General features: G+C 69.5%; 1 protein-coding gene. It reads left to right on the forward strand.

What is annotated here, in order from left to right:
* A partial coding sequence (locus ACP4J0_RS38665; RefSeq protein ID WP_426604149.1) for a dihydrolipoamide acetyltransferase family protein occupies positions 1–629 on the forward strand: 629 nt, incomplete at both ends.

Consider the following 629-nt stretch of genomic DNA (forward strand, 5'->3'; position numbering starts at 1 on the left):
GCGCGTGAGACCCGCATCCCGGTCAAGGGCGTGCGGAAGGCGACGGCGGCGGCGATGGTCGGTTCGGCGTTCACGGCGCCGCACGTCACCGAGTTCGTGACGGTCGACGTGACGCGCACCATGAGGCTGGTCGAGGAGCTGAAGCAGGACAAGGAGTTCACCGGCCTGCGGGTGAACCCGCTCCTGCTGATCGCCAAGGCCCTGCTGGTCGCCGTCAAACGCCACCCGGACATCAACGCCTCCTGGGACGAGGCGGCGCAGGAGATCGTGGTCAAGCACTACGTCAACCTGGGCATTGCCGCCGCGACCCCGCGCGGCCTGATCGTCCCGAACATCAAGGACGCCCACGCCAAGACGCTGCCGCAGCTGGCCGAGTCCCTGGGCGAGCTGGTCTCGACGGCCCGGGAGGGCAAGACCTCCCCGGCCGCCATGCAGGGCGGCACGGTGACCATCACCAACGTCGGCGTCTTCGGCGTCGACACCGGCACACCGATCCTCAACCCCGGCGAGTCCGCGATCCTCGCGATCGGCGCGATCAGACTCCAGCCCTGGGTCCACAAGGGCAAGGTCAAGCCGCGCCAGGTGACCACCCTCGCCCTCAGCTTCGACCACCGCCTCGTCGACGGCGA

It is taken from the genome of Streptomyces sp. WG7, assembly GCF_049975785.1.
GTDB lineage: Bacteria > Actinomycetota > Actinomycetes > Streptomycetales > Streptomycetaceae > Streptomyces.